At 65.2% G+C, this 21,741-nt stretch carries 20 protein-coding genes; 18 read left to right on the top strand and 2 right to left on the bottom strand.

Annotation, left to right across the window (positions count from 1 at the left end; translation table 11 throughout):
• The 14 genes from BMX43_RS20055 to BMX43_RS18125 all read left to right on the top strand — a co-directional run.
• Positions 1–241, top strand: a 241-nt coding sequence (locus BMX43_RS20055) for a hypothetical protein (protein WP_217643990.1), incomplete at its 5' end; no start/stop codon positions are given.
• Between the two features lie 236 nt (positions 242–477).
• Entirely contained in the window at positions 478–1,179 is a 702-nt protein-coding gene (locus BMX43_RS18185) for a hypothetical protein (protein ID WP_139201624.1), read from the top strand.
• Positions 1,176–3,281 carry a glycosyltransferase gene (locus BMX43_RS18180; protein ID WP_091303572.1) on the top strand — a complete coding sequence of 702 codons (2,106 nt, stop codon included), beginning with the start codon at positions 1,176–1,178 and terminating at the stop codon, positions 3,279–3,281. The genes BMX43_RS18185 and BMX43_RS18180 overlap by 4 nt, the downstream gene beginning before the upstream one ends.
• Before the next feature lie 24 nt (positions 3,282–3,305).
• Positions 3,306–4,352, top strand: coding sequence for a sulfotransferase family protein (locus BMX43_RS18175; protein ID WP_091303571.1), 1,047 nt, complete (start codon positions 3,306–3,308; stop codon positions 4,350–4,352).
• A gap of 82 nt (positions 4,353–4,434) precedes the next feature.
• Positions 4,435–5,559: a GDP-mannose 4,6-dehydratase gene (gmd, locus tag BMX43_RS18170; protein ID WP_091303570.1), complete on the top strand. Its 1,125-nt coding sequence runs from the start codon at positions 4,435–4,437 to the stop codon at positions 5,557–5,559.
• Positions 5,560–5,567: 8 nt separating this feature from the next.
• Positions 5,568–6,554 (top strand): SGNH/GDSL hydrolase family protein, encoded by a 987-nt coding sequence (locus tag BMX43_RS18165; RefSeq protein WP_091303569.1) that lies wholly within the window; start codon positions 5,568–5,570, stop codon positions 6,552–6,554.
• Positions 6,547–7,518 (top strand): GDP-L-fucose synthase, encoded by a 972-nt coding sequence (gene fcl, locus BMX43_RS18160; protein ID WP_091303568.1) that lies wholly within the window; start codon positions 6,547–6,549, stop codon positions 7,516–7,518. The genes BMX43_RS18165 and fcl overlap by 8 nt, the downstream gene beginning before the upstream one ends.
• A gap of 32 nt (positions 7,519–7,550) precedes the next feature.
• Positions 7,551–8,999: a mannose-1-phosphate guanylyltransferase/mannose-6-phosphate isomerase gene (locus BMX43_RS18155; RefSeq protein ID WP_091303567.1), complete on the top strand. Its 1,449-nt coding sequence runs from the start codon at positions 7,551–7,553 to the stop codon at positions 8,997–8,999.
• Positions 9,000–9,104: 105 nt separating this feature from the next.
• A complete protein-coding gene (locus tag BMX43_RS18150) occupies positions 9,105–10,487 on the top strand; it encodes a coiled-coil domain-containing protein (protein WP_091303566.1) in 1,383 nt (460 codons plus the stop codon).
• A gap of 43 nt (positions 10,488–10,530) precedes the next feature.
• Positions 10,531–11,064 (top strand): hypothetical protein, encoded by a 534-nt coding sequence (locus BMX43_RS18145; protein WP_091303565.1) that lies wholly within the window; start codon positions 10,531–10,533, stop codon positions 11,062–11,064.
• A complete protein-coding gene (locus BMX43_RS18140; RefSeq protein WP_091303564.1) occupies positions 11,061–12,041 on the top strand; it encodes a glycosyltransferase family 2 protein in 981 nt (326 codons plus the stop codon). Before BMX43_RS18145 ends, BMX43_RS18140 begins: the two co-directional genes overlap by 4 nt.
• Positions 12,038–13,246 carry a glycosyltransferase family 2 protein gene (locus BMX43_RS18135; RefSeq protein WP_091303563.1) on the top strand — a complete coding sequence of 403 codons (1,209 nt, stop codon included), beginning with the start codon at positions 12,038–12,040 and terminating at the stop codon, positions 13,244–13,246. Before BMX43_RS18140 ends, BMX43_RS18135 begins: the two co-directional genes overlap by 4 nt.
• Positions 13,243–14,403, top strand: coding sequence for a hypothetical protein (locus tag BMX43_RS18130; RefSeq protein WP_091303562.1), 1,161 nt, complete (start codon positions 13,243–13,245; stop codon positions 14,401–14,403). The genes BMX43_RS18135 and BMX43_RS18130 overlap by 4 nt, the downstream gene beginning before the upstream one ends.
• On the top strand, positions 14,400–15,422 hold the full coding sequence (locus tag BMX43_RS18125; protein WP_091303561.1) for a glycosyltransferase family 10 domain-containing protein: 1,023 nt from the start codon (positions 14,400–14,402) through the stop codon (positions 15,420–15,422). The genes BMX43_RS18130 and BMX43_RS18125 overlap by 4 nt, the downstream gene beginning before the upstream one ends.
• On the opposite strand, the gene BMX43_RS18120 is transcribed toward BMX43_RS18125, so the two are convergent.
• Together BMX43_RS18120 and BMX43_RS18115 are read right to left on the bottom strand one after the other, a co-directional pair.
• Positions 15,419–16,489 carry a ParB N-terminal domain-containing protein gene (locus BMX43_RS18120; protein WP_091303560.1) on the bottom strand — a complete coding sequence of 357 codons (1,071 nt, stop codon included), beginning with the start codon at positions 16,487–16,489 and terminating at the stop codon, positions 15,419–15,421. The two genes, BMX43_RS18125 and BMX43_RS18120, sit on opposite strands and share 4 nt — an antisense overlap.
• A 92-nt stretch (positions 16,490–16,581) precedes the next feature.
• Positions 16,582–17,976, bottom strand: a complete 1,395-nt coding sequence (locus tag BMX43_RS18115; protein WP_091303559.1) for an AAA family ATPase — start codon at positions 17,974–17,976, stop codon at positions 16,582–16,584.
• 464 nt (positions 17,977–18,440) lie between these two features.
• On the opposite strand from BMX43_RS18115, the gene BMX43_RS18110 reads away from it, so the two are divergent.
• The 4 genes from BMX43_RS18110 (at position 18,441) to BMX43_RS18095 (ending at position 21,739) form a co-directional block, all read left to right on the top strand.
• The gene (locus BMX43_RS18110) at positions 18,441–19,442 is read left to right on the top strand and encodes a replication initiator protein A (protein WP_091303558.1); all 1,002 of its coding nucleotides are present in this window, start codon (positions 18,441–18,443) and stop codon (positions 19,440–19,442) included.
• 97 nt (positions 19,443–19,539) lie between these two features.
• Positions 19,540–21,039, top strand: a complete 1,500-nt coding sequence (locus BMX43_RS20300; protein ID WP_245749533.1) for a DUF2793 domain-containing protein — start codon at positions 19,540–19,542, stop codon at positions 21,037–21,039.
• Between the two features lie 11 nt (positions 21,040–21,050).
• Positions 21,051–21,365, top strand: a complete 315-nt coding sequence (locus BMX43_RS18100; RefSeq protein WP_091303557.1) for a hypothetical protein — start codon at positions 21,051–21,053, stop codon at positions 21,363–21,365.
• Positions 21,362–21,739 carry a DUF4376 domain-containing protein gene (locus BMX43_RS18095; protein WP_091303556.1) on the top strand — a complete coding sequence of 126 codons (378 nt, stop codon included), beginning with the start codon at positions 21,362–21,364 and terminating at the stop codon, positions 21,737–21,739. Before BMX43_RS18100 ends, BMX43_RS18095 begins: the two co-directional genes overlap by 4 nt.
• The last annotated feature ends 2 nt before the right edge of the window (positions 21,740–21,741 follow it).

Below are 21,741 nucleotides of genomic sequence, written 5' to 3'. Positions count from 1 at the left end.
CAGTGAAGCTGTCACCTACATCATCGCCGAAGCTAGTAGGCCGATATGCAAGCATCCAATCGTCGAAACGACCAAACCGCCCACATATCTCTTCAATATTCCATCAATGTCAAAGAGCATGAAGTCAAAAACACAGCACCGCGCCAATCCTTTGGCGCGCCGCCAAGCCGCAACTCCTACCAGCTTCCCTCTCGGTCCGCCGCCCCGACCCGTCCAGTCTTCCAACCGTCCGTTTCGGTGAGGCGGTATCTAGGCCCACCAACCAAAACCCGCAAGAGAAAAAATGCAGATCGGGCGCATTTTCTTCATCATCCCGTCACGAAGGCCTTGTTTCATTGAGTCCGCATATTTTTCTGGCGGCGCCAAAACGCGCTTTCACGGGCCGCTTTCCATGATCGGCGACGGCCAGCCCGCCCCGGAGGCCGGAATCACCCCTGAAGGACGGAATCGCCCCCACAGCCCCCCCCCGCGGGGAAGGTGCGTGATGCTTTGGAACATCTATCGGGTAGCTATTTAGTGCGCGCGCGCGACGCACGGCCGGACGCGAACAAAAAATCACCAAACGCAAAGTATGTAGGCGAATCCTGCAGAAAAGTGACGGGCGGCTGCCTGCAAAGCTCCGCTGATCTGTCGCAGGCCACTTGCGGGAAGAAGGGCAAAGGTGGCACAAGCCGGTTGAATAATTTTTTGCGCCACGCATCGCAGAACAATCGTTACGACAAGGCAGACAGCATGAGCGCTGGTTACGACAGCACCTTCGCAGCCACACATCGCAGGCTTCTTGACCTTTATCGAGCCACCCGGACAGCAGGCCCGGACGCGCTGCATCAGGACATCCTGCCGACGTTGCAGGCTCTGCGGGACAACCTCGTCGACACGTCCTGCACCGCCAGCCTCGTGTCCTACGAGCGCTATCTCGACCTGTTCGCGCTGCTGCTGCGCAATCCCGGGCTGAAGGCGCGGCTGACCCTTCTGGATGCCGAACGGTTCGAGACGGCGCTGCGACTGGACCCCGCCCGTCCGGTGGCACTGATTGGGGCGGGTCTGGCCTGGCTCGACTGCGGCAACACCACGCGCGGGCTACAGCTGCTATCGCGGCTTGCCGCCTCGCGCCAGCCCGAATACCGGATCGCCCAGCATCTACTGCGGCAGAATGTAGCGAAGGCAGCCCAAGCATGATTCCGATTTCAGCCGCCGCCCGCCCACTGCTGCTGCTGGCCCATCCGGCAGGGGCCGATTGCACTGCGGGCCTGACCCGGCTGCAGGAGATGGCAACCGAATGGAACACGCGGATCGGCCTGCTGTGCGAGGCCGTTCCCGACCATCCACTCCCCACCAACCTCACGGTAATCCTGTCACCCTCCCCGCTGCCGGAGCTGCGCCGCAGCCTGCTGAGCAGCCTGCCCGACAGCATCGACAGTATCGCCTTCGTGGGGGATCTGTCGCGCGTCACGCCGCAGATTCTGGCCGAGACCCAATGCGTGATCGCGGGGCCGGGCGCGCTTTATCCCGCGGGCCATGTCGAGTTGGGCTGCACGCTGGTGACCTCGGTCTTCCGCTCGGATAGCTTCATCACGGGGTTTCTGAACAACTCCCTCGCGCTTGTCGGCTACGACAGTTTCATCGAGCATATCTTCCTGACCGCAGCCCTGTCGGACATCGAGGTCGAGGCCTTTGGTGGTCTGCTGGATCGGCAGAAGAATGCCGTGGTGCTGCGCAACCGCAAGGATCCTGGTCTCTATGCCTGCTGGAATCTGGGCATCCGCATGGCGCGGCACAAATATGTCTCCAATGCCAATGTCGACGACCTGCGCGACCCGCTGCAGGTGAAGACGCTGGTCGAAGATCTGGAGGCCAATCCCGATGTGCTCGTTGCGGCCACCGCGATCAACCCGTTCTACGACTATCCGCCGGATGGCAGCCTGCCGGTCGAACGCGCTGGCTGGTATGCCGACCGCGCCGGGCGCTACGGCTTCTTCGATCTGGCCCATCTGACCAAGGACGATCCGCCGCAGCTTGCCCCCCACAACATGCCGCATTGCATGCCAGTGTGGCGGCGATCAATGCATGACCGCTATGGCTGGTTCGACGAGGCGCATTACGGCACCTATGCCGACTGGGCCTTCTGGCTGAAGGCGTTGCAGGATGGCGCGGCCGCCTGGATGAACCCGGCGCCGCTGAGCTTCTATTTCGTCAACCCGACCTCGCACAACCGGCGTGGCACGGATCTGGAGCGGCTGCACCGGGTGGTCGAAGGCGATTTCATCGCGCCGTTCATCGCCCGCCGCGATGGCCTGCCCCCCCATGCTACCCGCCCGATGCCGCAGGTGCCCCGCAAGCTGAACCTCACCGGGCGCAGTCAGATGTTCGGGGTGCATCGCAACAGCTTCAACACGCTGATCCATGCGCTGGAACCGCTGGACCGGACCGACGGGACCGGCGTGCGCTTCCTGCCCTTCCTCGAACGTTATTTCGTCTGGGGCACCGACCCGGGCGAAGCCGCGTCCGACAGCCCCGCTCCGCTCACCGAAGACTGGATCGGCATCCTGCACGTCCCGTTCGACGCACCGGACTGGTATGGCCCGGCCGTCAGCCCCGAACGGTTCTTCGACACCGATCTGTGGCGCGCCTCGCGGCCACAGTGCCGCGGAATCATCACGCTCTGCGCCGATCTGGAACGCGACCTGAAGGTGGTGGACCCCGATCTTCCCACCCTGTCGGTACTTCACCCAACCGAGCTTGACGTGCGGATGTTCGACCATGCTGCTTACCGGGCGCGGCCGCGCGTGGTGCAGGTCGGCGATTGGCTGCGTCGGCTGCAGGGCATCCACAGGTTGCGGGCCTGGGGGCACGAGCGGATCATGCTGATGAAGGGCCAGACGCAGGGCTATCTTGATGCCGAGATCGCCCGGTTCGGTGATTACCTTGATCCGGCGGTGGATGTCCGCCACATGGTGCCAAACGACGAATATGACGCGCTGCTGTCCTCGTCGGTCGTGATCTGCCTGATGTATGCGACCGCCGCCAACAACGTAATCGTGGAATGTCTGGCCCGGGCAACCCCGCTTCTGGTCAACCCGCTGCCCGCAGTGATCGAATACCTGGGCTTCGACTATCCGCTTTATGCCTGCGACGTGGCCGAGGCGGATGCCCTGCTGGCCCAGCCGGAAAAGATCGCCGAAGCCCATGCCTATCTGCTTCTGCGGCGCCAGGCCATAGACCTGACCTATTCGGGATTCTGCCGTGACATCGCAGCGTCCGGGCTCTATGCAGGGCTGTGATGCGGGACGAGCAATGACAAACGGATGGGCATGAAGGCGGTACTTCATATCGGCACTGAAAAGACCGGCACCACAACCTTGCAGCGGTTTCTGGACCTTAACCGGAAATCCCTGCGCGAGGCCGGGATTCTGGTGCCCTTCTCGCTGGGGCAGACGAACCATCGTCTGCTGGCAGGGATCATGAACGAAGACGATCATGTCGACGACCTGTTCCGCCAGATGAATCTGTTGGACTTCGCGGCCCGCAAGGCGGCGAAGCGGCGCTGGTGGGAAGCTTTCGTCAAAGAGGTACGCAGGGCTGACCTGCCACGTACCGTTATCTCGTCCGAACATCTGCAGAGCAGACTGCTCAAGGAGACGGAAATCCGTCGCCTGCAGGATCATCTGTCGGAACTGTTCGACGAGATCCGAATCTGCATCTATCTCCGCTCACCGGCGGCAACCGCAATCTCGCTCTATTCGACGGCGGTGAAACATGGCTCGACCACGGGCAAGCTGCCCCCGCCCAACACGCCCTATTTCCGCAGCGTCATCGACCATGCGGCCACCCTGCGCCGCTGGATGGCGGTGTTCGGAAAGGACAACATCACCGTCCGGCTGTTTGACCGGCAGGATTTTGTGAATGGCGATCTGATCGACGATTTCATGGCCGCCTGCGATCTGCCCGCCAGCGCAACGCAACGCCCCGCGCGCGAGAATGAATCGCTTAGCGCTCTGGGGATCGAACTCCTGCGCAGAATCAACCGAGACATCCCAGTCTATCTGACCGATGGCACCGTCAACACCGGGCGCAGCCAGATGAGCGCATTTTTCGAGCGCCATTTTTCCGACGGTCGGCGTTACATCGCCGAAGCAGAGACCGTTGCCGCCTATGAGCATGCGTTTGCGGAATCCGTTGAATGGGTTCGGCAGCATTTTTTCCCTGATCGGGACCAACTATTCGCCCCGACGCCCCGTGATCCGGCTACTGGCGAGAAACTTGACAATCAGGATCTGCAACAGACGGCAGCCGCAATCGTCGAACTGTGGCAACAAGCCAAATCCACTGGAGGGGCTCATGCACCAACATGACGGTTTCCTTCCCATCCCTAGACCGGCGGGCTGAACGGACCTGCGGCAGGCGAGATACAGGCTCTTTATTGGAGAAGCACGAATGGCAAAAAAAGCACTTATCACGGGCGTTACGGGACAAGACGGATCGTATCTTGCGGAATTTCTGCTGGAAAAAGGGTATGAGGTTCATGGCATCAAGCGCCGCGCCTCGCTGTTCAACACCCAGCGGGTGGACCATATCTATCAGGATCCGCATATCGACAACGCCCGCTTCAAGCTGCATTACGGCGATCTGACCGACACGTCGAACCTGACGCGCATCCTGCGCGAGGTGGAGCCGGACGAGGTCTACAACCTCGGCGCACAAAGCCATGTCGCGGTCAGCTTCGAGGCACCGGAATATACCGCCGACGTCGATGCCATCGGCGCACTGCGCCTACTGGAAGCGGCGCGTTTCCTCGGGCTGGAACAGAAGACTCGCTTCTATCAAGCCTCGACCTCCGAACTCTACGGCTTGGTGCAGGAGATTCCGCAGAAGGAAACCACGCCTTTCCATCCGCGCAGCCCTTATGCGGTGGCAAAGATGTATGCGTACTGGATCACGGTGAACTACCGCGAGGCCTATGGCATGTATGCCTGCAACGGCATCTTGTTCAACCACGAGTCCCCGCGCCGCGGCGAGACCTTCGTGACCCGCAAGATCACCCGCGGCCTGTCGAACATCGCCCAAGGGCACGAGAAATGCCTCTACATGGGCAATATCGACTCCCTGCGCGACTGGGGCCACGCGAAAGACTATGTGCGGATGCAGTGGATGATGCTGCAGCAGGACGTGGCAGACGATTTCGTCATCGCCACCGGTGTGCAGTATTCGGTGCGTGAATTCATCACCTGGACAGCGGCGGAGCTGGGCATCGCGCTCGAATTCACCGGCACCGGCGTGGGCGAGATCGCCACGGTCATCGCCGTGACCGGCAACAAGGCTCCGGCGGTCAAGGTGGGTGACGTACTGATGCGCATCGACCCGCGCTATTTTCGCCCCGCCGAGGTGGAGACCCTGCTGGGTGATCCGACCAAGGCGAAGGAAAAGCTGGGCTGGGTACCGGAAATAACCGCACAGGAAATGTGCGCCGAGATGGTGGCAGAAGACCTGAAGGTCGCACAGCGCCACGCCTTGCTAAAGGCGCATGGGCATGACGTGCCGGTCAGCCTGGAAAACGGCTGAGGGCAGGCATGCCACATACCAAGATCCTGGTTCTGGGGTATAGCGTCATCGCCGATACACCCGGTCTGGTGGAACTTGCCCAGGCGAGCAGCCGCGACGCGCCGTTCGAGTTGAAGAAGGTGGGCCTGGGCGGGGTCCATCTGCATCAGCTCAAATTCCTGCTGGGCACGATCCTGGACCAGAATCCCTGCGATCTGGTGATCCTAGAAATAGGTACACCCGGCTATCGCTGGGCGAACGGGGCGCAGCCCCAGTCCTATGCAGGGCTGCTGGACAAGATCGTCGGCCTGCTGCGCCAGCGCAGGCAGGCCTTCGCCTTTCTGGATCTGCCGCACCGGGATTTCTCAACCGACGAGGATGTCTTGTACCGGACCCATGCGCAGGTCGCCCGGAAGGAGGGCCTGCCCTATCGCCGAGTGCCGCTGCGCCCGGAGCTGCTGCGTGATCAGGTCCATGCCACACAGGACGGTTTCCGCTATTATGCGGAAGAGTTGCGGGCCTTTGTCGAAGAGATACTCGGATCGGATACGATCGCGGATCAGCGGGCGCGCCCGGCGGCCGCGGATTTCGTCTTCCCCTTCGACGCGCTGCCTATCCCCATGGTCTCGGCACGCGAGGATCTACGCCTCGAGGCCTTCGGACGCGCCGGGATCCAGGCGGAAATGGCCATCGTGGAGCCGGAGAGTCCGCTGCAACTGCGCCTGCCTTCCGGCATGGACGCGCTGGGAGTTTCCTATATCATCGGGCCGAGCGCCGGAAAATTCAGGATTCTGGCGCCCGGACGTGAGATCGTCTTCCTCGCCTATGACCAGTTCGCCTATTATCGCCGGATCAGCATGTTCCTTTTCGACAGGATCAACAGCCCGACGCTGCGCATCGAACAGCTTCCCGATCAGCCGGAAGTCACCTTGCGCAAGGGCATAGCAGACACCGGGCCGCGGTCGGGCAGAATCGGGCACCTTCTTGTGGAAAGGAAGATCAACGCCAATGCGTAAGATCTACATCTCCGGGCATCGTGGCATGGTGGGCGGTGCGATCCTGCGCCGCCTGCAGGCCCGCATGAATGCGGGCGAAGCCCTCACCCTGATCACCCGCACCCATGCCGAGCTGGATCTGACCAACCAGGCGGCGGTGCGGGACTTCATGCAGGCCGAAAAGCCCGATATGGTGATCCTCGCCGCCGCCAAGGTAGGCGGGATTCTGGCTAACAGCACCTATCCGGCCGATTTCATCTATGAAAACCTGATGATCGAATGCAACGTGATCCATCAGGCTTTCGCCGCCGGGGTCACGCGGCTATTGCAGCTCGGCTCGTCCTGCATCTATCCCAAGGCGGTGCCACAGCCGATGCGCGAGGATGCACTGCTGACCGGCGTGCTGGAGCCCACGAACGAACCCTATGCGGTGGCCAAGATTGCCGGCATCAAGCTGTGCGAAAGCTACAACCGCCAGCATGGCACAGATTACCGCTCGGTCATGCCGACCAATCTGTACGGGCCGGGCGACAATTTTCACCCGCAGAACAGCCATGTGCTGCCCGCGCTGATCCGCCGCTTCCACGAAGCCGTTCAAAACGGCACCGAAGAGGTGGTGATCTGGGGCACCGGCACGCCGTTGCGCGAATTCCTGCATGTCGATGACATGGCGGCGGCCTCGCTCTTCGTGCTGGATCTGCCGAAGGATGTGTACGAGGCCAATACCGAACCGATGCTGAGCCATATCAACGTAGGCTCGGGCAGCGATGTCACCATTGCCGAACTGGCCCGCATGGTGGCCAAGGTGACGGGCTTCACCGGCCGCATCAGCTATGACAGCACAAAGCCCGACGGCACGATGCGCAAGCTGATGGATGTCAGTCGTCTTGCCGCCATGGGCTGGACCTCCGGCATTGGATTGCAGGACGGGCTGGCCGGGACCTACCGCTGGTTCCTCGACCATCAGAACGATATTCGCCACTGACCTTCCCCCTAATAGACATTCGGATACCTGGCATGACCCCGACCATTCATCCCGTCCTGCTCTGCGGTGGCTCTGGCACCCGCCTCTGGCCGCTATCGCGCAAGAGCTATCCCAAGCAGTTCGCCAAGCTGACCGGCGACGAAAGCCTGTTCCAAGCCTCGGCCCGCCGCCTGTCGGGGCCGGAGTTTGCCGCTCCGCTGGTGGTCACCGGATCGGATTTCCGCTTCATCGTGCTGGAACAGCTGGCGGCCGTGGAAACTGCGCCCGCCAATGTGCTGATCGAGCCCTCGGCCCGCAACACTGGTCCCGCGATTCTGGCAGCAGCGCTGCAGATTGCCGGGCACAGCGGGACGGATGCGCTAATCCTCGTGGCCCCGTCGGATCATGTGGTGCCACAAGCCGAACAGTTCCGCCAGGCCGCACGAGCCGCCGTCCCCGCTGCGCAGTCCGGGCAGATCGTGACCTTCGGTATCCGCCCCGACCGGGCCGAAACCGGCTATGGCTGGCTGGAACTGTCGACCGCGACCGAGGATTTTGCACCAGTGCCACAGTTGCTGAAGCGGTTTGTCGAAAAGCCCGATCTGGCCACGGCGCAGAACATGCTGAACGGCGGGCTGCATCTGTGGAACGCAGGCATCTTCCTGTTCACCGCCGGCACCCTGATCGAGGCGTTCGAGACCCATGCGCCGGATATGCTCGCCCTCGTGCGCGAGGCGCTGTCCGGGGCACAGGCCGATCTGGCCTTCACCCGTCTCGCTGCGACACCTTGGGGCGGGCTGCAGGACATTTCCATCGACTATGCAGTGATGGAGAAGGCCACCAACCTGACCGTGCTGCCCTATGCCGGGGCCTGGTCGGATCTCGGCGGCTGGGAAGCCGTCTGGCGCGAGGCCGGGCCCGATGACGCGGGCGTGGTGTCCGAAGGGCCGACCACGGCAATTGATTGCGAAAACAGTCTGCTGCGGTCGGAATCGGAAACATTGCAACTGGTGGGGATCGGACTGAAGAACATCGTGGCCGTGGCCATGCCCGATGCGGTGCTGATCGCTGACAAGGACCGCGCGCAGGATGTGAAATTGGCCGTCGCCGCGCTGAAGAAACAGGGCGCCTCGCAGGCCGAAAGCTTCCCGCGCGATTTCCGACCCTGGGGCTGGTATGAAAGCCTGGTGATCGGCAAGCGCTTTCAGGTGAAGCGCATCGTGGTGCATCCCGGCGCCGCGCTGAGTCTGCAGAGCCACCATCACCGTGCCGAACACTGGATCGTGGTGGAGGGCACCGCCCGGGTGACCGTGGACAAGGACGTGAAGCTCGTCACGGAAAACCAGTCGGTCTATATCCCGCTGGGTGCGGTGCATCGGATGGAAAACCCCGGCAAGGTGCCCATGGTGCTGATCGAGGTCCAGACCGGCAGCTATCTTGGCGAGGATGACATCATCCGCTACGAAGACATCTATGCCCGCGGCCAGGGGGCCAAGGGCTGACACCCTGCCGGGTGGCAGGCCGGGCGGAGAGGGCGGGCGGGGGCTGCAGGGCTGATCCGCCCCGCATACGCCTCAGGGAAACGATAAACAGAACGAGGCCCATCTATGCAGGATGACATGACCGAAGGCGCACTGACGCCCCGGGTGATCCTCTATACCTCTGCCGTGGGACAGCCGGTCATCGACGCCTGCCGCATGTCGGCACCGGGTCCCGCGTCACTGGCGGCCTTCGCACCCGAAGCGGCGCTGCGTCATCTGGCCAGCGGGGAAAAGCTGTTCATCATCTGGCATGGCGCGGCAGAAACGCTGGCGCGGGCACTGGCCGCCGGCTCGGCCCCCGGGCCGGCGCTGACCGAGTGGAGCGCGGCGATGCAGCAGGTTCTGGCGGTCTTCCGCCGCAACCGCCGCCGCGTCACCCTGCTGGCCGATAGCGTCTTCACCAGTCCCGGGGCCGCGCTGACGGAACTGGGCCTGCAGGTGGCGCCTGCTGGCGCCCGTGACCCCGCATATCCTGCCCATCTGGCGGCGCTGGCCGATCTGGCCATTGCCCGCCTGCCGGAACTGGCGGCGGTGCTGGCCGAACTGCAGGCCAGCAGCATCCTGCCCGCACCGCAGGCCTTCGACCTTGCCGCCCTTGACCAGATCGCCGCCGGTCTGGCCGCGCAGACGGCAGATCAGGCCCGCAGCGCCGAGGCCCATCAGGCAGCGCTTGACGAGGCCGGACTGCTGCAGGAGCAGCTGTCTCTGCTGCAGGAAACCATGGAGGCGCAGGCCGCCGGCTGGGACCGCCAGAAGGCCGCCCTGCAACAGCGCGTGACCGAGCTGGAGCCGCTGGCCGACACCGCAGACAGGCTGCGCGCAGAGCTGGAGCAGCTCCGGCCGCTGACTGCGGAAGCCGCCGATTTGCGCCAGAAGATCGCAGAGCGGGACGACCGTCTGGCGAAGACCGAGCATCTGCACAGCCAGACAGCGGCACGGCTGGCCACCAGCGAGAGCGAGATGGCCCATCTGCAGGCGCAACTGGATCTGCTGCAGGCCGCGCTCGACATGCAGGCCGCCGAAGCCGGGCGGCAGGCAGCGGCTGCCTCGGATCAGGACATGGCGCGGCTTCTGGCCGATCTGCGCCGCGAGGCCGAGGCGCGGGTGGCGGCCGAGGTCCAGCTTGGCAGGCTGAGGGGGCAAATCGTCGTCCAGCAGCAGGAACGCAACGACCTGATCGCCGCCCGCGACGCAATGTCCCGCCTGACAGCCGACAGCACCGGCCTGCTGGACACGATCGCCGCCCAGGCGCGCGAGCTGGAGAAGCTGCGCGCCCGCGAGGCCGAGCTTGTCGCCAGTCTGGAGCAGCTGCACGCACATGAAACAGAACTGTCCCAGGCGTTGAGCGCAGAAATCGCCGAACGGGAGCGTGTCTTCGCCTCGCATTCCTGGAAGATGACAGAGCCGCTGCGCACCGCCCGTCGGCTGCTGTCGCGCCCCAGATCCTGACCTCGCCGATCCAGACCCACGTCCCCTGCGGGAGCCACTGCCCATGCCCCATAACCTCTCCCTCGCCCCCGATGCCGAGGTCAATGCCACGCTCGCCCTGCTGCGCGAGGGCGAACTTTCGGGCGACATCGTGTCGAACCAGCAACTGCTGCCGGGCCTGTTCTTCTCGCTCGATCCCGAAAGCGAGACGACCGGCCGGTTCCGGTCTGAACCCGGCCGGTTGCTCGACATGGAGTTCAACGCCGCCACCCCCGGCCGCTGGATGGCGCTGCATCTGGCGCTCGGCCCGGCGGATCTGAGCGGGCGGCAGGTGCTGGGCGTGGTCTGCCGCTGCAGCAGCCCGCAGACCACGACCTTCCGCTTCTGCCTGCGTTCGGGCCGCGACGGCGGCTTCACCGACAGCTTCCTGCGCAAGACCGTCGTCGCCACGACGGGATCGGGCACTCATCTCGACGCGCTGGTGCTGGATGGCGATCCGGTCGTGCCGGCGGTGGCGCCCTGGCGCGAGCTGATCCTGTTCTTCCGCCCCGAAACCAGCCAGATCCTGCTGCAGGATCTGCGGGTCTTCATCGTATGAGGCTTTCGCTCGTCATCCCGGTCTGGAACGACCCCGAGGGGCTCACCCGCCTGCTGACCCAGGCCCGCGAGATGACATGCCTGGCCGAGATCATCGTCTCCGACGATGCATCGGAGCCGCCCTGCGGCCCCGGAATGCCCGGCCTGTCGCCAGAGGTCGCCGCCGATCCGCGGCTGGTCTGGCTGCGCAGCGACCGGCAGCGCGGCGCCGGTCATGCGCGCAACATGGCGCTGGAACAGGCGACGGGTAGCCATGTGCTGTTCTTCGATTCCGACGACCTGTTCCTGCCGGATCTGGGTCTGCTGATCGCCGATCTGGCAGCCATGAAAGATCATTTCGACTTCTGCCTGTTCTGCCATGTGGACAGCCGGGTCCGGGCGACGGGCGGCTATGGCCCCTTGCCCGGCGATGAACGCTACTGGGCCGCTTCAGGCGCCGAGGAGACCCCTGCCCTGTTGCAGCCCGGTGCTGCCAGCCAGCTTTGCCGCATCGCCGCCTATCCGTGGAACAAGATCTACCGCATCGGGTTCCTGCGCGAGACCGGCATCCGCTGCACCGAGATCCCGGTGCACAACGACATCGAACTGCACTGGATGAGCTTTCTGAAGGCGCAGCGCATTCTGGTTTCCCGACGGATCTGCTGTGAGCATTTCGTGATCGACCGGGGCGACCGGCTGACCAACCGCAGCGGTCGCGAACGGTTCGAGGTGTTCCGCGCCCTGCAGCCGGTGCTGGCGGAACTGCTGTGCGCACCGGAACTTCTGGCCTTCGCCGAACCCTTCGTGGAATTCCAGACCCGGCTGTTCGGCTGGATCACCGAAACGCTGGCCCCCGAATTGCGGCCGGAATTCGCGGATCTGGTGCAGGATTTCCTGCTGCACAAGATGCCGGAGCCGCTGTTTGCCCTGCTGGCGCTGCGCGCTCCGGGGCTTTCTGCCCGGGTCCTGCGACAGGCGGCGGGACGGAGACCGCAATGAGACATTCCTTTATTGTCACGACCTACAACATCGACGGCTATGTCGCGCGCTGTCTGGACAGCCTGCGCGGCTGCACCCGCCCCGGCGACGAGATCATCGTGGTGGATGACGGGTCCGACGACGGCACGACCGAACGGGTCGAGGCGCTGCTGGCTGCGGGCGGCTTCGGCGAAGACGTGGCCCTGCGGCCGATCCTTCTGGGCTGCAATACGGTAGGCGGGGTGGGGATTCCCGGCAATATCGGCCTGCGCGAGGCCACAGGCGAGGCGGTCTTCTTTGTGGACGGCGACGACTGGCTGGAGCCTGCCGGCTTCGCCGCCTGCCGCGCTGCATTCGAGACCTCGGGGGCCGACATCCTGATCGGCAACTATCTGGAATATGATGAGGCCTCGGGGCAATCGCGCCCACCGGCCGATGCCCGCCACTGGCGGGGGCTCGATGCCGCGCGCGACATGGCGGCCCGGCGGAGTTTCGCGCTGTCGCTGATCGCCGTGCCATGGCGCAAGTTCTATCGACGCGACTTTCTGGAACGCCACCGCATCCGGTTTCCCGAAGGGAATTTCTTCTTCGAGGACAACCCCTTCCACTGGCAGGTCTGCGAAAGGGCTGCAGAGATCGCCTTCCACGATGCAGTGCTGTGCCAGCATCGCATCAACCGACCGGGCCAGACCATGGCCTCGACCGGGGTGGAACTGATGGCCTTCTTCACCCATTATGAAACCATCCGCGACCGGCTGCCGCCAGATGAGACAGAGCTGCAGATCGCGGCTTTGGGATGGCTGCTGAACAACATGTCCTGGCATGTGACGCGGTTACAGGCCCCGGCCTTCTGGCCCTATGCGAACCGGGCAGCGCAGGTTCTTTCAGCATGCCCGGACACGCTCTGGGCGCCTCTGCGCAACCGTTTCATGGCCACGGCGATCGGCGGCATGGCCGAGGCCCTGCACTGCGGTGACGTGGCGGGCGTGGTCGCCGTCTGGGGACAGGACCGACTGCTGCGCCGGATCGAACAGATGGAGCGCGCGCTGCATCAGGCCCGAGCCGACACCTGCAACGAGATGGCCACACATCTGCAGCCGGTGCAGGACCGGCTGCAGATACAGACCGCCCGGCTGGACAGCCTGCATCACATCGCGGAATTCAGGGCGCTCCGGGCACTTGCCGCCGCCGACGAGGCACTGGAACAGAAGGAAGACGGAAGATGAAACTTGCGCTGCACATCGGCACCCCGAAGACCGGCACCACCAGCCTGCAGCGCTGGTTCAGCCAGAACCGCGAGGCGCTGCAGGCACAGGGCCTGCGCTATGCACAAGCTCCGGGACAGGAGAACCACCGCAAGCTGGCCACCTATGCCCGCGACACCGACAAGCCGGATGAAAGCTTTGCCCAGAACGGCATCCACAGCGCCGAAGATCACGCCGCATTCCGCAGCCGCCTGGCCGAGGAGATCGCAGCCGAAGTGGCCGCGCAAGGTGGCGCGCGCGTCATGCTGATGTCGAACGAACATATCTTCAGCAAGATCAACACGGCACAGATGGCGGCCCGGTTGCGCGACCTGCTGGCCCCGCTGTTCGACGGGATCACGGTCTATCTGCATCTGCGGCCGCAGATTGATCTCATGATGTCGAATGCCTCGCAACTGGCGCGGATCGGCCGCCAGATGTCGCGGGCGGAAATCACCCGGCCCGGCGTGGGGCCCAACAACTATTTCTACGGCTACAACCGCTTCCTGCAGGGCTGGGAAAGTGTCTTCGGCGCAGAGAATATCCGGCTGGTGCCCTTCCGCCGCGAACCGGACATGACCGATTACCTGATCCGCAATCTGGGAATCGACAGCAGCCAGCTGCCCCCGCCCGGGCGCGAAAACACCGCGCTCGACTGGCGGGCCATCGCGCTGGCCAATGTGGTGAACCGCGCCCTCGCCGCCGCAGGCCTGCCGCAGCGGACCGAATATCACCTCGACACCATGCCGGGGATCGAGCGCATCCAGCCGGGCCGGGCCTTGGCGCAGGAATTGCAAGCTCGCTTTGCCGACAGCAATGCCGCCCTTGTCTCCCGCCGCAGCGACCTCACGCTGGAGGATCTGACCCCCGACTGGGCCGATTACCCCGAAGAGGGCAACCTGCATCTGGTTGATGCCCCCTGCGTCTTCGAGGCGCAGATCGGCCACATGCTGCGCCGCAATGCAGAGGAACTGGCGCTGGAACGCTGGCGCCGCCATATCGCGGAAGGCAAGCTGGCCGCGATGGCCTGCGACGAGGCGGGGCTGCGGCGGGCCCAGCGTCAGGCGAAGGCGGCGGCGGCCGAACTGGATCGGCTGGGCGTCCTGCCGCCGGAAAACGGCCCTGCCGGGACGGCATGATCCGGGTTCTGACCTTCGGCGCCTTTCGCAATCGTCAGCCGCTGGCCTATGCCCCGATCCGCGACCGGCTGGCGGGGCGGCTGCGGCTGGTCGATGATCCGACCGAAGCGCAGATCGTCACGATCAGCCATCACAAGGATCTGGAACTGTTTGGCAACAGGCTGTGGCAGATGCTGGCGGCCCGGCCAGGGCTGCGCCTTGTGCTGCTGTCGGAAGAGCCGTTCTGGGACAGTTGCTGGGCGCCGGACCCTTTCGCGCGCCATCAGGTCTTCGCCACCGCTTCAGGCCCCCTGCCCTATGCAGTGCTGAACCACCAGAATTCGGCGATCTTCCAGGCGGCACAGGTGCCCTACTTCCTGCTGACGCATCCGCGCTACATCGCGCACTACCAGCCGCGACTGGACCGCAATGCCGGGCGCAGCGCCACCGACTGGCTGGCGCAGTTCCGCGATGCGGAATGGGATGCGGGTTTCATGGGCGAAAAGCGCACGCATGAGCGGCACCGACCGGCTTGGCCCGCCGAGGATCTCTGGGGGCTCAGCGTCTACCGCAGCCGCTTCACCCAGCTGTGCACCGGGACGCGGGTGCTGCGTCTTGGCAAGGGCTGGAGCGACGGCCCGCCCCGGCAAGCCCTGCCTGACTGGCATCAGGACAAGCTGGAACGCTTCGATCTGCGCTGCCGTTATCTGGGCGCGTTCGAGAACACCCATCAGCGGGAATATGTTTCGGAAAAGATCTATGATGCCTTCGCAACCGGAGCGATACCGCTGTATTTCGCGGGGCCCGGCCATGCAGTGCACCGGCTGATCAGGCCGGGAGGCTGGCGGAACTTCCACGCCGTGCCGCCCCGCCCCGACGCCTTTGACGCCAGACGGCCTGTCAGCCTGGCAGAGGCCGAAGCCTATGCCGCAACCCAGCAGCATCTGGCCGGGCTGTTCGCCACGCCCCGACCCGCCGAGGCCGAGCTGGAACGCGTGGCCGCCGCCCTTACCCGCGAATTCGCCGCCCTGCTGTCCTAGCCGTCAGCAGACCAGTCCTGCCGGCCCAGCCAGTCAATCAGCCGCGCCAGAAGGACAGCATCAGCCTTTTTGCCCTCGATCACCAGCCGCCCGGCCTCGGCCCGCACGCGCAGGCCGGGCAGGGGCTCGGCGCCAGAATTCGTCTCTGACACGGCGGTCTGAGCCTGTTTTTCTGTATTGGCCTTGGGCGCCTTTGGCCCCGCGAGCAGGCGCGACAGCTGCACCTGCTCGGCCTGCGCATCGGCTGGCGCGGCAGCCGCCAGCGCCGCCCCAACCCGCGCGCCGAAAGAGCCATCCGCCTCCAGCGCCTGGGCCAGCGCAAGGCCGATCCGCTCTCCCAGCGCCTCGGGGAAGCGCAGCACGCCGTCCAGCGCCCGCACCACCGTGATGAACGACCCGATCTTTGACCGCTTGGAGCGCGACGCGGTGGGGAACAGCCCGCGCAGCGCCTCGCGCTCGGTCGGGTAGACGCCCAGCTCCACAGCCTTGGTCACGATGCGGGCGCGTTCGTAGAAGGACAGGCCGACGCGGATCTCGTTCTCTTCCACCATGGCAAGATAGGCATCGGAGGCCTGTTCCGGCCGCCGCAAAAGCGCCAGAACAGAGCCGAATTTCTCGGTGTCGCCGGTTTGCGCCGACAGGTGGTGCAGCGCCTGCAACCGCCGCCAGCCCGAGATCAGCCCATAGCGGCCCGGCGCAAGCTGCACCACCTCGATCGGGGTCTGCTGGCCGCGCGCGCGCAGCGATTCAACCAGTTCCGCCATATCCTCGGGGGTCGTGGTGATGCGGTCGCGCACCAGATAGCCTGCCTCCACCTCGACCAATGGCAAGGTCAGCACCATGCGCCCGCCTTCCTTGGCACGGCGCAGCAGATCGGCCATTTCCTCCATCGCGGCGGTGGCGGCGGCGGCCCCGGCCATGTCGGCGATGGGGGCCTGACGGGTATAGGTGTGCCCCCCGGCATAGCCGAGCGGATAGGTGGGGAAGGCTTTCGTCTCCAGCACCGGCATCGCCTCGGGGGCGTCAGACTCGGTTCCGAAGGGCAGAAGGCGCTTGCGTTTGGCCATGGCTCAGCTCCGTCTCAGGGGGGCGCAGGATAGGGGGCCAGAGGCCAATGCGGCTCTAACACGGCGCACGCTGGTGTTTCGCGCGCGAAACATCACTCTGCCGCCTCTTGCCCGGCCGCCCGTTCGTCGCGCCGCCAGCTTCCCAGGATCAGCGCCTTCACCGCGGCCCAGGTCTCGTCAAAGGTTTCGCGGCCGCGGGCATAGGTCTCGCGGTTGAAGTCGCGGTAATCGGCCTCGTAGATGCCGCGCACCTGTTCGCCCGCCTGCCCGATCAGCGCGGTGAAATCCTGCCGGTGCGGGGACAGGGTCTTGCCCATCCAGCCCTGCATCAGCGCCGCAAGCTCGGCCTGCTGGGCCCCGTCATAACGGGTGATGATGGTGCGCACCGCATCCCATTCGAAGTTGAGCTCTCGCCGCCCCAGCGCGCGGGCCGCCATGTTCTCGCCCTCTTCGATCGAGCGGAAGGTGGAATGCAGCATGTCGAAGAACCGGCCCGTGCTGTCGAACTCCAGAAACGAGGCGCCCATCGGCACCAGCAGGATATCCGCCGCCGCCAGCCCGTTGATCGTGAGATACCCCAGCGCGGGCGGGGTATCGAGGAAGATCACATCGTATTGGTCGAGGATGCCATCGGCGGCCAGCGTTTCGGTCAGCGCATCCCACAGCTTCCAGCCGCGCGACTGCATCCGCCAGACCGGGATCTGGAACTCGGCCCAGTAGAGGTTCAGCTGCGCCCCGATCAGGTCGATATTCGGCCAGTGGGTTTTCTGGATCAGGCTGTCGGCCTTGATGGTCAGCGCTTCGCCCAGCGTATCATCCATCGGGATCGGCGCATCGCCCCGGTCCAGCCGGCGCTGGTTGTCGGCGCGCAGATGGGTGGCGTAATGGCGGGCCAGCAGCGGGAAGACCGTCTGCCATTCATCCGCCACCCGGCCCCCAAAGATCGAGGTCATCGAACCCTGGCTGTCGAGGTCGATCACCAGCACGCGGTAGCCATCCAGCGCTGCCGACATGGCGAGATGTGCGCAGGTGGAGGTCTTGCCGACGCCGCCCTTGAAATTTGCCACCGCCAGCATCTTGGCGGGCAGCCCCTTGGGCCGGTAGGGCAGGTAGGGCTTGGCCTTCGATCCTTCGGCGGCAAAGAAGGCCCGCAGGCGCAGCACCTCGTCCAGCGTGAACCATTTCGCACCGCCCTCGGTTTCCGACAGGCCCTGCGGCAGATCGGGATTCTGTTTCAGCACGCGGCGGAAATGGGCCTGGGCCACCGGGATCAGATAGCGGGTGATTTCCCAGGTCGAGAACATCCGCAACTGCCGCCGCCCGGTTTCGTCCAGCCCGCGCCCGGCCAGATCGATCCGTCCCGCCTCGCAGGCCTTGGCGATGCGCTGAAACTCTTCCGTGACGGTGGGGGCGCCCAGGGCGGCCAGCGCCGCATCGGGATCAATGCCGAAATAGGGGGGAAGGGCTGCTGCGGCCTCGGGCTTCATCGGTGCCTCATGTGATGCTTTTTTTGAAACATAACACAAAACGCGGCATATGGAAGAAAAGACCGCACATCACTGTATTTTCATTGCTGATTCTGTGGCTTGCGGGGGGCAGAGGGCGTTGCTCCCGGCGCTTTGGCGGGGCTGGTGCCAAGCAGGGGCAGGGCCATGTGCGGATTTTTTCTGTTATTGGATGTTATTCTTATATGTTACAGCTTCCCAGCCCTTTTTGCAGCCCTTTGTTTTGCATGGTGAATTTTCGCTATCTGGGGCAAGGGGCGACTCTGATCCGACAGTCGAGCGACTCTGATCCCCCGAAGCGGCGACTCTGATCCGCCATTCCGGCGGCTGGACGCGGGCTGTGGATAATTCTAGGGTGGGTGTCACTGAAACCCCGATGTGAAAACGGGGATCACAAGAGGCGGCAGATGGCGGGACTGACAGGGGCGGGAGGCATTCCCGCAAGAATGCGGCGTGACATCGCGCCGCCGGTGATCGGCGATTTGTTCACTTGCGACATCTTTGGGGCCAGCCCGAAGGATGATCTGGCCACGATGGAACACCCGATCTTTTCGCTGTCCACCAAACCCGATCTGCGGGTGCTGCGCTACGAGCATAATGGCGCGCTGATCGAGGTGACGCCTTCGGTGAAGGGCCGGGCCACGATCTTTGACAAGGACATCCTGATCTTCTGCATCAGCCAGCTGATGGCCGGGCTGAATGCCGGGCGCGAGGTCAGCCGCAAGCTGCAGCTCAAGGCGCATGACCTGCTGATGGCGACCGGCCGCGATACCGGGGGCGACAGCTATCAGCGGCTGCGCGAGGCGTTCGAGCGGCTGGTGGGCACGCGCATCACCACCAACCTGACCACCGGCGGCATCGAGGTGACCTCCGGCTTCGGTCTGATCGAAAGCTGGGAGATCCTGCGCAAGACGCGCGGCGGGCGGATGGTGTCGGTCATGGTCACGCTGTCGGACTGGCTGTTTCGCGCGGTGGTCGGCCGGTCGGTGCTGACGCTGAGCCGCGAGTATTTCGGGCTGCGCAAACCGCTGGAGCGGCGGGTCTATGAACTGGCGCGCAAGCATTGCGGGCGCCAGCCCGAATGGCGGGTTTCGGTGGCGGTGCTGCACAAGAAGGCGGGGTCGGCGGCGCCGTTGCGGGTGTTCCGCGCAGCGATCCGCAAGATGATCGACGAGGCGGGCCTGCCCGATTACACCATGAGCGAGGAGCCGTGTGATGTGATCCGCTTCAGCCGCAACGGGCTGGTCGAGGACGAGAGTGCCGCCCTGCCCGCGCCTTTCGGCCCCGAGGTGCTGGATGCGGCGCGGGCGCTGGCGGCGGGGGCGGATGTCTATGCGCTGGAGGCCGAATGGCGGGCCTTCTGGGTGATGTCGGGCCAGCCGCGGCTGACCGCGCCGGACCGCGCTTTCCTGGGCTGGGTGAATGCGCGCGTGGCGGATCGGGGTTAACGCGGGGTAACGGCGGTGGCCGGGCGATTCAGCGGCGGGCAAGGCGATCCCGGCATGGTGCAGGCCGAAGCGCTGCTGAACCCAGGCCGGAGCCGCCATGCCCAATACCTCGCCCAATCTTGCCTTGCCCTATCTGCTGCCCTCGCAGGCGCAAAAGCACGTCACCCATAACGAGGCGCTCGCCCGGCTTGACCAGATCGTGCAACTGGTCGTGCAGGGGTTCGACGGCCTGATCCCGCCTGCCAGCCCGGGGGTGGGCGAGATCCATGCGCTGGGGGCCGCGCCGGAGGGCGTCTGGACGGGGCAGGGCGGCAGGCTGGCCGCCTGGGACGGCACCACCTGGGCCTTTGTGCCGCCGCGCGACGGCTGGCGTGCCTGGGGCCGGACCGAGGGCGAGTTGCGCATCTGGCGTGGCACCGCCTGGGAGCGACTGCCGCTCGACAATCTGGCGGGGTTGGGAGTGAATACCACGCATGATGCCACCAACCGGCTGGCCGTGGCGGCGGCGGCGACGCTGCTGACCCATGCCGGGGCCGGGCATCAGGTGAAGGTCAACAAGGCCGCGTCCGGCGATACGGCGAGCCTGCTGTTTCAGGACAACTGGTCGGGCCGGGCCGAGATGGGGCTGGTCGGCGGTGACGATTTCAGCGTGAAAGTCAGTCCCGATGGCCTGACCTGGAGCGAGGCGCTGCTCGCCGATCACGCGACAGGCCGGGTGAGCCTGCCCGCCGGGGCGGTGCTTGGCGATGGCGCTGCGGCAACCCCGGCGCTGGGTTTTGGGGCCGCGCCGACGACCGGCCTGTTTCGCAGCGCGACGGGCCAGATCGGGTTCGCCGTGGCCGGCATCGCGCGCGCGCTGATGGGGGGCAGTGCCTTCCAGCTCGACCTGCCGCTGACCGGCACGGCCATCACGCAAAGCGCCACCGATGCGACCGCCGGGCGGTTGATGCGGACCGGGGACTTCGGGACGGGTACGGTTGGTGCACCGACGGTGGCCGCCAATCTCGACGATGGCACGCTCGCCTCGGGTCTCTACCTGCTGCATCCGACCAATACCACTGCAGGCACTTGGCCGCCCGGCATGGCTGCCACCTATGCCACGCTCGATGTGCAGCGCATCAGCACGGTGGCTTTCGTGGAAACGCTGACACCGCTGGTCACATCGAAAGGCCGCTGGACCCGCAGCTACAACAGCGGCGGCTGGACGGCCTGGGTGCAGGATACACCGGTTGTCGGCGCGGTCAGCCAGTCCAGCGGCGTTCCGACCGGGGCGGTGATCGAGCGCGCCAGCAACGCGAATGGCGAATATGCTCGTTTTGCCGATGGGACGCAGATCTGCATTTCGCCCGGTCTGACGTCTGGCGCGGTCAATGTGGCCAGCGGCGCGCTTTACACCTGCAATTTTTCGGTCTGGAGCTTTCCTGCCGCCTTCGTGACCGGATCCTATCCGGTGGTGCATGGCGAGTGCAAAAACAGCGTCGGCTGGGTGGTGACCAACACCCACAGCACGACATCTGTTTCTGCCGGGTTGATGCGCACCGCCAGCGCGGCGGGTGGGTTCGACTATATTCTGACGGCCATCGGCCGCTGGTTCTGAGGAGGGCCACCATGTACATCACCCTGTCCCCCATCCGCATGGATACAACCCTGAGCCTGCACCGCGCGGGCGATGTGCTGACGATCAACGGCACGGACTATGATTTCACCCCGCTGGCCGAGGGCGCGGTTCTGCCGCGCGCGGCGGTGGCCTGCCCTTGGCTGGCCTCGGATGTGACGCGCGAGGGCGGGGTGATCCGCCTCACGCTGATCCTGCCGCATGGGGCCGAGGCCGGCCCGGCCCGTCTGCACCCTGCCCCGCTCGATCTGACCGGGGATGGCCCGGTCTTGCTGCCCGCCGATGGACCCGAGGAGACTGCACAATGATCGACTGGACCCGGGTCATTCCCGCCGAAACCCGCAATGCAGAGACGCTTGCCGCCCGCCGGGCCGCGATCAAGCTGCGGCGCGACCGGGCGATTGCGGCCGGGATCGTGCTGGACGGGCTGCCTGTGGCCACCGACGACGTGTCGCAGGCGCGGCTGACCGGCGCCGCGCTGGCCGCTATGCTGGACCCGGAGACCTGCGTGCAATGGAAACTGCCCGATGGCCGCTTCATCCTTCTGGCTGCGGGGCAGATTCTGGCGATTGCCCGGGCGGTGCGCGCCCATGTGCAGGCCTGTTTCGATCACGAAGCGGCGTTGCTGGCCGCCCTGGCCGAAGGCGGCGCGGTGGATGCGGAAACCGGCTGGCCCGGCTGAGC

It is taken from the genome of Gemmobacter aquatilis, from assembly GCF_900110025.1.
GTDB lineage: Bacteria > Pseudomonadota > Alphaproteobacteria > Rhodobacterales > Rhodobacteraceae > Gemmobacter > Gemmobacter aquatilis.
This window is presented reverse-complemented; position numbering and strand designations above follow the sequence as displayed.